Source organism: Subtercola boreus (assembly GCF_003399625.1).
In the GTDB taxonomy this organism is placed as follows: domain Bacteria; phylum Actinomycetota; class Actinomycetes; order Actinomycetales; family Microbacteriaceae; genus Subtercola; species Subtercola boreus_C.
The window spans coordinates 527,284-539,480 of sequence record NZ_NBXA01000026.1 but is presented as its reverse complement, the minus strand read 5'-3'; the positions used below and the strand labels follow the sequence as shown (position 1 = coordinate 539,480).

Sequence of the window (12,197 nt, the reverse complement as noted above, 5' to 3'; positions counted from 1 at the left end):
AATCACGGCGCTGTGACCCGATCGGAACCGACCGGGCCGGCGCCCTCGAAACGCCTGAACACCTCGTCATCGGCAACGGTATGACGCTGCCCGCCGGAGAGGATGATGTCGCCGCCATCGACCGTCAGCTGGGTGGCGTGAGCGGCCAGTGCGGCGAACACGGCGGCGCGATGCTCGCCGAGCGGCACGACCACGTCGCCCGGGGCTGAGGGTGCGTCACCGTTCCAGTCGGCCACAACCGTATAGAGAGGGATGCCCGTCAGCCTCGATACGGCGACGGCGGCGTCGTGCATCCGCACGTGATCCGGATGCCCGTACCCGCCGTTCTCGTCGTAGCTGACCAGAACGCGGGGAGCGACATCCCGCACGACGTGAAGGACATCTTCGACGATCTCGTCGAGTGGTGCGAGGCTGAGCGCGTCGGCCGGGGCATCGTCGGCCGCGATGGCTCGGCCGCCGGGGCCCCACTGCATGCCCGAATCGGAATATGTTCGCGGGGCAAGTGCAGCTGCTCGTGCTCCGGCGACGGCGGCACCCGCGGCGGCGCCGACACCGGCACCGGCACCGGCGCCGAGGAAACGGTGGTCGTCGACTCCGAGGGCGCGCATCGCGGCGGCGAGTTCCGCGACGCGAACCGCCGCAAGCTTCGGCGTGCCCTCCAGCACCTTGAGCGGCCCGGGCACGACCTCGCCCCGCTCGCCCCGGGTTCCGGTGATGAGCACCACGCGATATCCATCCGCCGCGAGGCGTGCCATCAGCCCACCGGTCGCGAGAGTCTCATCGTCGGGATGGGCGTGCAGCAGCACCACGGATGCCCCGGGGTGCCCTTCGAGTTCGGTGAACGGCATCCACCCAGCGTATTGCTCCCCGTTCGGGAGGAGCTCAGCGAATGTGCCGCGCTATTCGGCGCACATCGTCTGAGCTCCTCCCGAAGGGGATACGGGCGGCCCAATCGCGTCGAACCGCAGCCCGTGGCCGCAACAGGCCGGATCCCGGCCCCGCCCGACGCCCCACCCGCCGCGCACGCGCCCCGCCCCGCCTCAGTCTCCCTTCACGTTGAGGATCTGCCGCAGCGTGTGCCGCACCTCCACCAGGTCGGCGGCGTCCGCCATCACCTGGTCGATCGGCTTGTACGCCGCCGGGATCTCATCGATGAACGCCGCCGTGTCGCGGAACTCGATCCCGACCATCGCCTCCCGCAACTGCTCGTGCGTGAACTCGCGCCGCGCCGCACTCCGGGAGTGCGAACGCCCCGCGCCGTGCGGCGACGACTCGAGCGCGAGCACGTTGCCACGCCCGGCGACCACGTACGACGCCGTGCCCATCGACCCCGGGATGAGCCCCGCCTGCCCGGCTCGCGCCGAGATGGCGCCCTTTCGCGACAGCCACACGCTCTTACCGAAGTGCGTCTCCTTCTGGGTGAAGTTGTGGTGGCAGTTGATGCGTTCCACATCTTCGACCGCATCGCCCATGAAGTCGCTGAGCTGGCGGATGACCCGATCCATCATCTCCTCACGGTTCAGCAGAGCGAAGTGCTGGGCCCAGCGGAGCTCGGCGATGTACCGATCGAACTCCGGCGTTCCCTCCACGAGGTAGGCGAGGTCGCGGTCGGCGAGCGGGATCCACCACTTCGTCATGAGCGCCTGGGCGACCCTGATGTGGTGCTGGGCGATGCGGTTGCCGACCCCGCGGCTGCCCGAGTGCAGGAACAGCCAGACCTGGTCGTTCTCGTCGAGCGACACTTCGATGAAGTGGTTGCCGCTACCGAGCGTTCCGAGCTGCAGCGCCCACGCCTTCGCGCGCGTCGCCGGGTCGAAACCGGCCTCGACGGCGAGGGCCTCGAGCTCGGCCACGCGCGGTGCGGCGGTCGCGACGATCTTGTTGTTCTTCCCTCCCGCCGAAAGCGGAATGGCGCGCTCGATCTGTTCGCGCAGCTCGCTCAACGGTGTGCCCTGGGCGACGCGGGCTGCGACATCCAGAGCCGTGAACTGCGTCTTCACCGCGATCATGCCGCAACCGATGTCGACGCCGACCGCCGCGGGCATTACTGCACCCAGCGTCGGGATGACCGAACCGACCGTGGCACCCAGCCCGAGGTGGGCGTCGGGCATCAGGGCGAGGTGCGGGTAGATGAACGGCATGCGCGATGAGGTGCGGGCCTGCTCGAGAGTGTTCTCTTCGAGGATGCTCGCCCACGACAGCAGGCGTTCGGTGATCTTCTTCATGACCTTTCTTTCTTTCTGTGGGTGTTGGTGTTCGACGATTCAGCAACGCAGAAAAGGGCCCCGACCTCGATGGTCGGAGCCCACGTGCAGAGAAGTTTCTCTACGGAGCGACGAGTGAGTCGAGGATCTGCGGATGCCCGTATTCGGGCAGATCGGTGCGAAGCATGGGCTGCTGCTGATAACTGCGCATGGCCTGCTGCTGATAACTGCGCATGGCCTGCTCCGTTCCGCTGGTTCTCGTTGGGATGTGTGCCCGTGCGGCACAGCCTTGGAACGATACTCGGGCGCTCACTCCGTGTCAACAGAACGCCTGGTTTATCCTTGACGCATGGCATCCCGCATCCACGTCGAGGTCAGTCGCGTCTACACGCCAGACGGCGACACGTACGCCCGCGTCAACACGATCGGCACGACCGGCGTGCGCCCCTTCGTGCTCGTGCCGGGCATCGGCGTCTCGTCGACGTACTTCGAACGCCTCGCTCCGAACCTCAACGAATTCGGCCCGGTGCACGCCCTCGACCTGCCCGGGTTCGGCGGGGTTCCGCACCCCGACAGCGCGATGACGATCCGCCAGTACGCCGACCTCGTGGGCAAGGTCGTCGACGACCTGGGGCTGGAAGACCCCATCATCGTGGGGCATTCGATGGGCACGCAGATCGTGAGCGACCTCGTTTCGCGACGCCCGGAGATCTCGACACTGGTGCTCATCGGCCCGGTCGTGAACCCTCGGGAACGGTGGATCGCGCGCGCGGCCCTTCGCTTTCTGCAGGCCGCCTGGCACGAGCCGTTCAAGGTGAAGTTCCTGGCGATCAGCGCCTATGCGGTCTGCGGCTTCAAGTGGTTCTCACGCATCCTGCCGGAGATGATGCAGTATCCGATCGAGAAGGCCCTGCCGAACATCCACGCCCACACGCTGGTGATCAGGGGGCAATTCGACGCCGTCGCGCCGCGGGACTGGGTCGAGGAGGTCGGCCGGCTGCTGCCGAACTCCCGGCTCTGGGAGATGCCGGGCGCGGCGCACTCTGTGATGCACGCCCACGCCGAAGAGGTCGCGCGGCTCTGCGTCGAGCATGCCGAGCAGGCGACGAGCGACACGCCGCTGAAGGACTCGGACATCATCCGTGTGTACGACACCTCGGCCGACGACATTCCGGATGCACCGACGCCGGTGTCGATTCCGGATGCCGTCGCCGCCGTCAAGGGCAGGCTGACCGAAGCGGTCGGGGTCGCGCGCGGCGACGACGAGTTGATCGCCGAGGGCAAGACCCTGCACGCGGAGGCGATGGAGCAGGCGGGGGACGCCCGGAAGGCCGGCGAGGAGTAGCGGATGGTGCCCGGATTGGCGCCCCGCTGCGGGGTGCCGTAAGGTATTCCCCGGTACCGTGTCCGAGCGGCCGAAGGTACATGTCTCGAAAACATGTGTGCTTGAAAGAGCACCGTGGGTTCAAATCCCACCGGTACCGCCATTGTCAAACCCCCTGCCTCCCCTTCGCACCGGGCCAGTCAGGGGGTTTTTGGCGCGATTGAAAGGTCGGCACAAGCCGGGTTTGCCCTCGAGGACTTCTCCGCGCTACGGTACGTTCGCGATCAGGTCGAGGGAACGCCGATAACGATGCCGGTCCTCGGGAGGCGGCACTGAATCGAGAGGTTGTGAGGGGATGCGTGCGCTCACTCTGAAGGAGATCGGCGGCAGTCTCGAGGTGGAGACGGTACCCGACCCCGAGGTGCCCGACGGCGGGGTGGTCATCGAGGTTCTCGCAACAGGCCTCTGCCTGAGCGACTGGCATGCCTGGGCCGGTCACGACGAGATCGCCCTTCCGCACGTGCCGGGGCACGAGTTCGCCGGAGTCGTCGCGGCTGTGGGTCGCGGTGTCGGGCGCTGGTCGGTCGGTCAGAGGGTCACGGCGCCGTTCATCGAGGGCTGCGGCGCCTGTGACTGGTGCGTGAGCGGCAATGCCCAGGTGTGCCCTCACCAGCAGCAACCCGGGTTCACGCACTGGGGCTCGTTCGCCGAGTTCGTGGTGATTCATGCCGCCGACACCAACCTGGTCGCCATCCCGGAGGGCGTGACTTTCGAAGCGGCCGCCAGTCTGGGCTGCCGCTTCGCCACGGCATACCGGGCCCTCGTCGGTCGCGCTGCTGTGCGCCCCGGTGAATGGGTCACCGTCATCGGCGCGGGAGGCGTGGGTCTCAGCGCCCTCCTCGTGGCGAAGGCCCTCGGCGCGAACGTGATCGCCGTCGACCGGAACCCTGCGGCCCTGGCGGTCGCCACCTCACTCGGCGCCGACCGGGTACTCCTCGCCGACGGCACCGACGTGCCAGAGCGTGTGCAGGAGGTGACAGAGGGCGGCAGCCACGTCTCCGTCGACGCTGTCGGAAGCGAGCAGACATCGTCTGACGCAATCCTCAGCCTCCGTCGGAGGGGGCGACACGTGCAGGTCGGCCTGATCCCGCCGACCAACGGCCACCCCCGGGTGCCTCTCTCGCGCGTGATCGCCTGGGAACTCGACCTGCTCGGCAGCCACGGGATGGCCGCGACCGACTATCCGCCGATGCTGGCCCTGATCGAGTCGGGTGTTCTGCGACCGCAGGATCTCATCTCGCGGGTGGTCGGACTCCGGGAGGCCGCGGTGCTCCTGCCCACGTTGAACCACTCGACCCACACGGGCATCACGATCGTCGCTCCAGGGCGGTCTTGAGGAAGGGCGCGGTACGGCTTTCGGCGCTGCCCGCGACAGCCTCCGGCGTGCCTTCGGCGACGATCTGCCCGCCGGCGTCTCCGGCTCCCGGCCCGAGGTCGATCACCCAGTCGGCCTCTGCGACGACGCGCATGTCGTGCTCGACGACGATGACGGTGTTCCCGCCGTCGACGAGTCGCTGGAGGTGACCGATGAGGCGGTCGGAGTCGGCCGGGTGGAGCCCGGAGGTGGGCTCGTCGAGGAGGTAGAGGGTGTCGCCGCGTTGGGCGCGCCGGAGCTCTGACGCCAGTTTGACGCGCTGCGCCTCCCCGCCCGACAACTCCGTGGCCGACTGGCCGAGGGAGATGTAGCCGAGTCCCACGTCGAGGAGGGCATCCAGGTGCGGAACGACGTCGGTGTCCTCGTCGAAGAACTCGCGGGCGCGGCTGACGCTCAGGGCGAGAACGTCGGCGACGGTCATCCCGTTCAGCCGGATCTCGAGGGTCTCGGCGTTGTAGCGCGTTCCTGCGCAGGCGGTGCACGGCGCGTGCACGGTGGGCAGGAACAGCAACTCGACCTCGATCATGCCCTCACCCCTGCAGACCGGGCACCGCCCGCTCGGCAGGTTGAACGAGAACCGGCTCGCGCCGTAGTGGCGCTGCCGAGCCTCAGGCGTTGCGGCGAAACGGCGCCGGATCTGGTCGAAGACACCGGTGTAGGTCGCCACGTTCGACCGTGGCGTCCGCCCGATCGGCTTCTGGGTCACCTGCACGACACGCCGCACGCGATCGGCCGGACCCGATGCACGACCGGAGGTCGTCGTCGGTGACCCCGAGAGGAGAGGATCCTCGGCCGCCGATTCTGCCTCGCCTTCGACTTCCTCGGTGGCGCTGGCGAGGTCTCTGGCGAGGAGGTCGGGGATGCCGTGGTTGAGGAGTGTCGATTTACCCGATCCTGAGACACCGGTGATTGCGGTGAAGGCTCCCAGCGGAAAGGACACGGAGACATCAGACAGGTTGTTCCGCGTGACATCGCTGAGGACGAGTCGCGTATCTCCGGGTCGCCGCTGGCGGAGGGGTGCGGCCACCGGATCCGAGTCGTCGAAGAGGTAGCGGCGGGTGACGGAGTCCTTCGCGCTGCGGAGGCCTTCGATCTCGCCCGAGTAGACGACGGTGCCGCCGGCGATGCCGGCACCCGGGCCGATGTCGACGATCCAGTCCGCCTCCCGGATGACGTCGAGGGAGTGCTCCACGTAGAAGACCGTGTTGCCGGAATCGCGGAGGCTCTTCAGGATGCCCACGAGAGCTTCGGTGTCTGCGGGGTGCAGGCCCGCCGACGGCTCGTCGAGCACGAAGACGACACCGAAGAGGCGAGAGAGAACCTGCGTGGCCAGGCGCATGCGCTGGAGTTCCCCCGACGACAGGGTGGGGGTCGTGCGGTCGAGCGTGAGGTATCCGAGCCCGAGGTCGATGAGCGGCGAGAGCCGCCCCCGGAGTTCGGAGACGAGCCGCTGGGCGGCGAGGCGCTTCTCCGGAGGCAGGTCTCCTTCTGAGGACAGGCGAGAGGTTCCCCAGTCGGGGAGGAGCACCCTCTCCATCAGCCGGGTCACCTCCTCCAGGGGCATCGAGGAGACCTCGGTGATGTCCCTGCCTTCGAAGGTCACGGCGAGGGCGTCCGGCTTGAGGCGCTTGCCGCCACAGGTGGGGCAGCGCACGCTGACCAGGAAGCCGGCCGCCTTCTCGCGCATCCGTGCGCTCTTCGACGAGGCGAACGTGTCGAGGACGTAGCGTTTCACGCCGAGGAACGTGCTCATGTACGACGGTTCCGCCCCGGATGCCACGGCCTTCCGTACATCGCGTGGCGAGAGATCGCGGAAGATCGGCACCTGTGGTGACTCCTGGGTGTACAGCGCCCAGTTCCGCTGGTCGGCGGGAAGGTCCCGCCACGGCACGTCGATGTCGTAGCCGAGGGAGACGAGGCTGTCCTGGAGCTGCTTGCCGTGCCAGGCCGTCGGCCAGGCTGCAAGCGCCTTCTCGCGAATCGACAGGGAGTCATCGGGAACCATCAGGTCTTCGGGCACGTCGTAGACCCGGCCGAGGCCGTGGCACTCGGGGCAGGCGCCCTGAACCGTGTTCGCGGAGAAGTCCTCGGCAAACAGCATCGGGGCGCCGGCCGGGTACGTTCCCACCCGGGAGAACAGCATGCGAACCACGTTCGCGACGGTCGACGCGCTCCCCACCGTCGAGCGAGCCGTTCCGCTCGTACGGCGTTGCGGAAGTGCCACGGCGGGCGGCAGGCCGTCGATCGAATCCACGTCGGGAACGCCGACCTGGTCGATGAGGCGCCTCGCGTAGGGGGCGACGGACTCGAAGAACCGGCGTTGCGCTTCGGCGTAGACCGTTCCGAACGCCAGGGAACTCTTTCCCGATCCCGAGACCCCCGTGAAGGCCACGAGAGCGTCGCGGGGGATGTCGACGTCGACGGATTGCAGGTTGTGCTCCCGGGCGCCACGCACGCGCACGCGCCCTGATCCGGTTGTGGCTGGGGAGCCGTCTGTGTGGTTCATTCCGACTCTCTCTGGTTGGTTCAAGCGTAGGCGAGCCCGGGAATCACAATCGTTCACACAGTCCACCGTTTTTTTCGATCCCTGATGGTGGCGCGGCAGATCGGCTTGACTACCGTCATGCACATCAGCCACCCGCACGTTCGGCCAGGCGGAGCCTCTCCTCGGAGGCCCCGATGAGTGAGAGACGCCGAAAGGAGATCGGGGACCGCAACGAGCCTGTCGAGGACGAACTCGCTGAATCGTTCGACAACACGATCGAGGAAGGCGCCGAGCGACTGCACCGAACCTGGCGCGCCATTCTGATCACCGGTTTCTTCGGCGGACTCGAGGTCGGGTTGGGCGTGATGGCCTACCTGGCAGTGCTCCACCAGACCGGGGATCACCTGCTCGCCGGACTGGCGTTCAGCGCCGGTCTCGTCGCCCTCTTCCTGGCCCACAGTGAGCTGTTCACCGAGAACTTCCTGATGCCTGTCGCCGCGGTCGTCGCCCGGGAGGGGAACATCGGCCAGCTCGCCAAGCTCTGGGGCGGAACCCTCGTCACGAACCTCATCGGCGGCTGGATCTTCATGTGGCTCGTCGTGCAGGCTTTTCCCCAGTGGCAGGGCACCCTCTCCGAAGCCGCCCTCCATTTCACGCAGGCACCTTTCGGGCTGCAGAGCGTGGTGCTCGCGGTTCTCGGGGGAAGCACGATCACGCTGATGACCAGGATGCAGCAGGGTACCGAGTCCGATCCGGCGAAGATCGTCGCCACGGTGATCGGCGGGTTCCTTCTCGCCGGACTGCAGCTGTTCCACTCGATCCTGGACTCACTCCTCATCTTCGGCGCCATCCAGTCGGGGGCTCCGGTCACCTATGCCCAATGGCTGGGGTGGTTCGGCTACACCCTGTTGTTCAACATGCTGGGCGGCCTCGTGCTCGTCACAGCCCTACGGCTCCTTCGCACGAAAGAGCTCTTTCGTACCAGGGCCACGGCGAACAGCGAGAGCTCGGGCGGGCCGGGCCGGGCGCCATCCGAGCTGTGATCGAAGGAGAATACGGCGCCTGTAGCCGCCGCAATTCCGGTCCGGACTGTGCCCCGGACCCCGTCTGGCCGGGTGATGGCCTCTGATCGGTGACCGTTTCGTACCCGTGGATCGAGGGTGAAATGACCTGATCTATATCGATATTCGCTACATATGCAATCCTTTTCGATATGCTCGCGTCATGACTGGGTTCAATTTCGGGGTGTTGCGGGCGCTTCTTGCGGTTCAATACCAGGGCGACCCGTCTGCGGTCATCTGATGGGGAGGATCGCTATCAGAAGAGTTCTGACGGTGACGGGCCAGGCGATGCTTTTCGTGGTGATCGGTATCGCTGTTCTCGTGACGGCCGTTTTTCGGAGCCGGACTGATTCGTTCGGTCGGTTCACGCTCATCCTCGGCGACTGGGTGCCGGCACCGCTTGAGGTCATGGCCATCCTGACCCTTAGCGGCCTGGCCGTCCTGGTATCTGGTGTGTCGTTGGGCCCGGGGCCGACCAAACGTCGTCGGGCAGTATTACGGGTCGGGATTGAGCTAGTTCTCACACTCGGTCTGCCTGCCATGTTCATCGCAGCGGTGCTGTGCGGCAACAACTACTTCCAGATACTCCCGGAAGCATCGGCCGGCGGATGCCGAATCGTGATCCAACACCGCTTTATCAATGGCGCCGTCGGGATCGTCCAACCCGATGAGGTGACAGTGCACTGGATTGGGGACTGGACCGCTGATGACTTCTACGACCCCTTCGCATACGGTACCTACTCACTTGTCTGGCGTGACCGTGACGGGAACCTCAACGTCGAGGGCGACGGTACCGACCCCGCCAGCTGGACCGGCCCTGACTCCGCGCTTCACTGCCACCGATGATGCCCGACTTTCACCCCATCAGCGAGCGGGCGGGGGAGTAGATGTACTTCTTTGTGGCGTTACTCGTTCTGCCCCTGACTCTTCTGGTCCTGTGGACGACAAGCTTCGCGTGGCTGACAAACGCCCGTCGGCTGCGGCGCCTCTTCACCGCTGAGCTAGCTCTGTGCGGCGCCGGCGCCCTTGTCGCGATCGTGTTGATCACAACGACTCCGCCTGACGATCTCGGCGCGGGCGCGGCGGACTTCACCCCGGTCTGGGGATGGGTGCTTCTGTTCAGCTCCGTGCTGTCCTGCATGATGGTTGCTGTGCTCTGGGCGCTCACCGCCCTCCTCGCGCTCCGGCACCAACGACCGCGAGACAACACAAGTGGCGAGTCACATATCGTTCGCAGTACCGTGGGCCGTCATCCCGTCCTCTCAGCTGTTGCCGGGACCGTCGCCTTGTTCCTGCTGGTCATCGCCCCCACATCGCATATTTTCCACACCAATCGTGATGATCTGGTGCCACCGGATTCCGTCTCTGCCGAAGTGGACGCGTTCCGTGCAACCCTGAAGAACACCCCCGAAATCATCAGTTCGGACGTCGTGGCCAAACGCGGCGGGTACGGCGGCGACGGGTCACCGAACAACCCCAGCATCTGGCTCATCACCGCAGCCGTCACAGCCGCGCCGGGAACAACGGCCGCTCATAACGCCGCTGACATCCTCCGCCAGGGGCTCGCGACCGCAGGATCCGTGGTTCGTTCCTTCGGGGTCCTGACCGTGACGGGTGACGGATACTCTGACACGACCGTCGAATTCGATGACCAGCAGGATTCTCGTACGGTCGGCAAGCTCGTCGACACAGGCCTGCTTCTTCGAACAGTGCCGGGGGTGCAGGCCGTAGCTGTTTCTGACAGTGCGTTGCCGAGCATCACAATCGCCTCACCCAGCCGGTGGTCAGACACCGTCAGGGACCTCCGGGCCCAACCCGGTTTTGGTTCAGACGCCCTCCCCTCGGTCACTGTGATCACGCCCGGCCGTGCCGGTAGTGATGCGCTGATCGGCTCTGTTGTCGTCGACCGAACCGTCCCCGACCAAGTGACCCTCACCGGGCTCGCTACGATCGCCAACCAAACCGGTGTGACGTCGCTCGTGTACGACTCGGCACGGCCCCGCGGTTCGCAGGCAGGATGGCGACCGACGCTCACCATCACCACCACCACGACGGCAACGAGGGGCGACGTCGCGCAACAGCTCACGGCGTTCGACACTCAGCCCGCCCTCGCCGTGGGAACACCACGCGCCATCTACACCGTGAACGCCGAAACCGACGAAATCGGATCAGGAATCACTGGCTACCTGGGCCTGCCCGAGGGCACCCCGGAACCAGACGACCTGGCGCCCCTCCCGGAGCCGCCCCCGGATCCGGAGATGCTGGCGGCGACGTGCGCGGAGAACGAGAAGCTCGTCCGCACGCTCCTCGACAACGGCGGTGACCTCGCCGGGATCCACGGAACACCGTCCATCGACACCACCAACTGCGCAACAGGAACAGGAACCACGGTTGTCGGCCGGGTCACGATCCCCATCTTCGACATCGCCGACACCGCAGACCCGGCATACAACACGATCGTCGCATCCTGGAACAGTCAGGGGTACACCAGCAAAGACCGCGCCGGCCCGCTAGAGCTCCGCACGGGCGGGCCGCTGAAACTTCTCGCCATCAGTGGTGGACCTGCAGGAATAACCATCACCGCCACCTCCTACTGAACATCCCGGAGGCGGCGAGCGGTGGGGACGCTCAGACGCGTTTGTCCTGGTCGAGCAGCCACGTGTTCCAGTCGGTGAAACCGGCATCGGTCATCAGGGTTGCCCGATCGGCCAGAGCAATGAGGCCTGCACTGTCGGTCCGGGGATCGACGATCTCGATTCGCTGCGTGCCACGGATGCGGACGACTGAGGCGATACCGTTCGTGTCGAGCGCCCAGGTGTCCGGGGTGATCTGGTCGCAGGTGTTGCCGGGTGATCCGCCGACGTCAGGATCGAGGATCCAGCGACACACCTCGGACTGGAGGGTGAGGGTCGGATCAGTGGGCGCTGCGCTGATGGTGATGTCGCTGTCGTCGAGGTGAAAGTCGTCGCGGGTGGTCGCATCCGGATCCGCCGAAAGGTAAACGACACTCTCGTACGAGCTGGGAGACACGTACCGGATCGTGTACCCGGGGAGAATGAAAGGCTGCGTGTTCATCTCGTCACGCCGGGCGATCTCTGCCCGGTCCGCCGCAGCATCCCGCTCACCACGCTGAACTTGGAGCGAGACCAGAGGAACTGCGATCACCACAAGTTGCACGGCGAGGGCCGCGACCCCGACCAGCCGCGCCAAACCTGACAGCGTCACCAGGCTCGCTGTCGCTGCTCCGAGAGCGACCAACGCGGTGAACGGCAGAGCCGGAATACTCCCGAACCAAGGAAGACCTACGCCGGCGATCGACAGGGTGGTGCCGAAACCGAACACGGTCGCGGTGACCGCGATACACCACCACCAGTGGAACCGAGCGGTGAGAGCCCGGGTGATGAGAGCCAACGTCACGGCGTAGAAGGCCGGGGAGACCACGACGACACCGATAGCGACGCCAATATTCGTCAGGGCAGCGTAGAGAAGAACCCAGAACAAGATCTGGACGTACAGAATAGTGAACACTCCGACGCTGAGGGGGAGCTGCCACAACCGTGCGCCACCCACATGCCCTCTTGGTTCGACTGGCGCTTTCGGGTAAGGAGCCGGGCTGTCGGTCAGCGACATGATCGCAGAACGGGCGAGAGTGCCTGGAGTGCTGAATCTCCGTGCCGTGGCCAATTTA

9 protein-coding genes and 1 tRNA gene are annotated in these 12,197 nt (G+C 66.3%); 6 read left to right on the top strand and 4 right to left on the bottom strand.

Annotated elements, in window-relative coordinates; all coding sequences use genetic code 11:
• Positions 1–2: 2 nt before the first annotated feature.
• A complete protein-coding gene (locus tag B7R21_RS16015) occupies positions 3–848 on the bottom strand; it encodes a PIG-L family deacetylase (protein WP_116284206.1) in 846 nt (281 codons plus the stop codon).
• Positions 849–1,040: 192 nt separating this feature from the next.
• On the bottom strand, positions 1,041–2,225 hold the full coding sequence (locus tag B7R21_RS16010; RefSeq protein ID WP_116284205.1) for an RtcB family protein: 1,185 nt from the start codon (positions 2,223–2,225) through the stop codon (positions 1,041–1,043).
• A 328-nt stretch (positions 2,226–2,553) separates the two neighbouring features.
• On the opposite strand from B7R21_RS16010, the gene B7R21_RS16005 reads away from it, so the two are divergent.
• The 3 genes from B7R21_RS16005 to B7R21_RS15995 all read left to right on the top strand — a co-directional run bounded on the left by B7R21_RS16005 (position 2,554) and on the right by B7R21_RS15995 (position 4,924).
• Positions 2,554–3,549 carry an alpha/beta fold hydrolase gene (locus B7R21_RS16005; protein ID WP_116284204.1) on the top strand — a complete coding sequence of 332 codons (996 nt, stop codon included), beginning with the start codon at positions 2,554–2,556 and terminating at the stop codon, positions 3,547–3,549.
• 52 nt (positions 3,550–3,601) lie between these two features.
• Positions 3,602–3,691 (top strand) — tRNA-Ser (locus B7R21_RS16000).
• A gap of 192 nt (positions 3,692–3,883) precedes the next feature.
• Positions 3,884–4,924 carry a zinc-dependent alcohol dehydrogenase family protein gene (locus B7R21_RS15995; protein WP_116284203.1) on the top strand — a complete coding sequence of 347 codons (1,041 nt, stop codon included), beginning with the start codon at positions 3,884–3,886 and terminating at the stop codon, positions 4,922–4,924.
• Here B7R21_RS15995 and B7R21_RS15990 read toward each other — a convergent pair.
• On the bottom strand, positions 4,896–7,469 hold the full coding sequence (locus tag B7R21_RS15990) for an excinuclease ABC subunit UvrA (RefSeq protein ID WP_116284202.1): 2,574 nt from the start codon (positions 7,467–7,469) through the stop codon (positions 4,896–4,898). The two genes, B7R21_RS15995 and B7R21_RS15990, sit on opposite strands and share 29 nt — an antisense overlap.
• Before the next feature lie 173 nt (positions 7,470–7,642).
• Between B7R21_RS15990 and B7R21_RS15985 the strand changes: the two genes are divergently transcribed.
• The 3 genes from B7R21_RS15985 (at position 7,643) to B7R21_RS15975 (ending at position 11,106) form a co-directional block, all read left to right on the top strand.
• Positions 7,643–8,491: a formate/nitrite transporter family protein gene (locus tag B7R21_RS15985; protein ID WP_116284201.1), complete on the top strand. Its 849-nt coding sequence runs from the start codon at positions 7,643–7,645 to the stop codon at positions 8,489–8,491.
• A gap of 291 nt (positions 8,492–8,782) precedes the next feature.
• Positions 8,783–9,355: a hypothetical protein gene (locus tag B7R21_RS15980; protein ID WP_116284200.1), complete on the top strand. Its 573-nt coding sequence runs from the start codon at positions 8,783–8,785 to the stop codon at positions 9,353–9,355.
• Positions 9,356–9,408: 53 nt separating this feature from the next.
• The gene (locus tag B7R21_RS15975) at positions 9,409–11,106 is read left to right on the top strand and encodes a hypothetical protein (protein ID WP_147305922.1); all 1,698 of its coding nucleotides are present in this window, start codon (positions 9,409–9,411) and stop codon (positions 11,104–11,106) included.
• 31 nt (positions 11,107–11,137) lie between these two features.
• Here the strand turns inward: B7R21_RS15975 and B7R21_RS15970 are convergent, their stop codons facing one another.
• Positions 11,138–12,010: a hypothetical protein gene (locus B7R21_RS15970; protein ID WP_147305921.1), complete on the bottom strand. Its 873-nt coding sequence runs from the start codon at positions 12,008–12,010 to the stop codon at positions 11,138–11,140.
• Between the last annotated feature and the right edge of the window lie 187 nt (positions 12,011–12,197).

What these genes read in the sequence shown, in the direction of transcription:
- B7R21_RS15985 (WP_116284201.1), top strand. Translation starts at nt 7,643, where the DNA reads ATGAGTGAGAGACGCCGAAAGGAGATCGGGGACCGCAACGAGCCTGTC.
- B7R21_RS16010 (WP_116284205.1), bottom strand. Translation starts at nt 2,225, where the DNA reads ATGAAGAAGATCACCGAACGCCTGCTGTCGTGGGCGAGCATCCTCGAA.
- B7R21_RS16005 (WP_116284204.1), top strand. Translation starts at nt 2,554, where the DNA reads ATGGCATCCCGCATCCACGTCGAGGTCAGTCGCGTCTACACGCCAGAC.
- B7R21_RS15995 (WP_116284203.1), top strand. Translation starts at nt 3,884, where the DNA reads ATGCGTGCGCTCACTCTGAAGGAGATCGGCGGCAGTCTCGAGGTGGAG.
- B7R21_RS16015 (WP_116284206.1), bottom strand. Translation starts at nt 848, where the DNA reads ATGCCGTTCACCGAACTCGAAGGGCACCCCGGGGCATCCGTGGTGCTG.
- B7R21_RS15990 (WP_116284202.1), bottom strand. Translation starts at nt 7,469, where the DNA reads ATGAACCACACAGACGGCTCCCCAGCCACAACCGGATCAGGGCGCGTG.